Genomic DNA, 824 nt, shown 5'->3' with positions numbered 1-824 from the left:
GGTCGGGGAGGTCCATGCCAGAAATTCTACACCACTATATTGCGCTCAATTCTAGAGCAGTGTAGAATTTAGGTACAGGCAAGCGAGAGAGAGGCAGCAAAATGAAGGTCGCGACCCCCCACAACAGCACCGAGGCCCAGCTGATCGGCTACGCCACCCGCCTCGCCGAGGCGTACAAGCTGACCACCAGCAGCCTCGCCAAGGCCCGGATCACCCGGCTCTACGCCGGAGTCGTCGAGCGCCTCGGCTACGACCCGATCAGCTGAACCACCCACCGGGGGCCGGGCAACCGGCCCCCTCCCGAGCCACACGTGATTTCCTCTCCCCGCACGTGACAGGAGTAACCATGGTCACCACCGTTCCCACTGACAGGGCCGACTACTCGCGCTGGCTCGCCGGCCGGTACGCCGCACTGGCGGGGCGGATCCGATCGGTCGACGAGCCGGTCGGCACGCTGGAGGCTGACCTCTTGCGCGATGCCGCCACCGCCATGCTCGCGGCCCTCGACGACGCCGACCGACAGGGCGGCATCAGGGACTAATCCCTCGCGCACACAGAAGCGCCCCTCCCGCCGCCGCGAGGCAGCAGGAGGGGCGCGTTTCTGTCTTGCACATTCCAGGGTTTGTGTACTACACTTATGGCATGACGACGATCAGCGAGCCGCAGCACCCCGGAGCCACCGTCACCGACCGCGAGGGCGACCAGTGGGCCCGAGGCGCCGACGGCCGCTGGCGACTCTCCGAGGACGGCATCTCGGTCAGCTGGGCCGACCTGGACGCCGGCTACGGTCCCCTCACCGAGACGAAGCGCCGCCCCGGCCGCCC

Annotated in this window: 3 protein-coding genes; all 3 read left to right on the top strand. The window is 67.7% G+C overall.

Annotated elements, in window-relative coordinates:
* Positions 1 to 101: 101 nt before the first annotated feature.
* Positions 102 to 266, top strand: a complete 165-nt coding sequence (locus C1I95_RS35630; protein WP_158566529.1) for a hypothetical protein — start codon at positions 102 to 104, stop codon at positions 264 to 266.
* 80 nt (positions 267 to 346) lie between these two features.
* Complete coding sequence (locus C1I95_RS34230; RefSeq protein ID WP_111220267.1) at positions 347 to 541, top strand: hypothetical protein; 195 nt, start codon at positions 347 to 349, stop codon at positions 539 to 541.
* A gap of 101 nt (positions 542 to 642) precedes the next feature.
* Positions 643 to 824, top strand: a 182-nt coding sequence (locus tag C1I95_RS34225) for a hypothetical protein (protein ID WP_146605953.1), incomplete at its 3' end; no start/stop codon positions are given.

The organism is Micromonospora craterilacus, from assembly GCF_003236315.1.
In the GTDB taxonomy this organism is placed as follows: Bacteria; Actinomycetota; Actinomycetes; order Mycobacteriales; family Micromonosporaceae; genus Micromonospora; species Micromonospora craterilacus.
Note: the sequence above shows the minus strand (reverse complement) of the source record. Positions and strands in the feature narration are given on the sequence as shown.

What these genes read in the sequence shown, in the direction of transcription:
- C1I95_RS35630 (WP_158566529.1), top strand. Translation starts at nt 102, where the DNA reads ATGAAGGTCGCGACCCCCCACAACAGCACCGAGGCCCAGCTGATCGGC.
- C1I95_RS34230 (WP_111220267.1), top strand. Translation starts at nt 347, where the DNA reads ATGGTCACCACCGTTCCCACTGACAGGGCCGACTACTCGCGCTGGCTC.